General features: G+C 42.4%; 2 tRNA genes and 1 rRNA gene. All 3 read left to right on the forward strand.

Going from position 1 to position 583, the window contains the following annotated elements:
• A 16S ribosomal RNA gene (locus V7S65_RS32200) occupies nucleotides 1–65 on the forward strand; the annotation flags it as partial.
• 138 nt (nucleotides 66–203) lie between these two features.
• Nucleotides 204–278: transfer RNA gene (locus V7S65_RS32205), tRNA-Ile, on the forward strand.
• Between the two features lie 10 nt (nucleotides 279–288).
• Nucleotides 289–362: transfer RNA gene (locus V7S65_RS32210), tRNA-Ala, on the forward strand.
• Nucleotides 363–583 lie beyond the last annotated feature (221 nt).

A 583-nucleotide genomic window follows, 5' to 3' on the forward strand; every position in this document is an offset into this window, starting at 1 on the left:
CGGTAATTGGGGCTAAGTCGTAACAAGGTAGCCGTATCGGAAGGTGCGGCTGGAATACCTCCTTTTTAGAGCTCATTATCCTGAGAGCTGTTGTTTCCTTCTTTTAAATTTATTAAGTTCTTTTATAGATGAAGAATCGCCAAGTTGGTAATATGGACTGGATCGGTTAGAGAGAGTGAATACCGCCAACCGGCAACCTAGACAGATCCGTAGCTCAGCCTGGTTAGAGCACTACACTGATAATGTAGGGGTCAGCAGTTCAAATCTGCTCGGGTCTACAATGATTACGGGGGATTAGCTCAGTTGGCTAGAGCACCTGCCTTGCACGCAGGGGGTCATCGGTTCGAATCCGATATCCTCCACTTAATCACCTTAGGTTTTCTTCTTACATAAGATGTAATGACTAAAGAGTCACAGAGATCAGATCTCATACATCATCTACGATCAATTTTATTGATCAAAGTTCTTTGACATATTGGGAAATGCAAGTTGTATTCAAGATAGTAATATCTAAATACTAAATTTTTTAAAGCGAATAAGAGCGCATGGTGGATGCCTAGGATCTAAGAGGCGACGAAGGACG

The sequence above is a fragment of the Chitinophaga sp. CCNWYY40 genome, assembly GCF_037483205.1.
Taxonomy (GTDB): Bacteria; Bacteroidota; Bacteroidia; order Chitinophagales; family Chitinophagaceae; genus Chitinophaga; species Chitinophaga ginsengisegetis.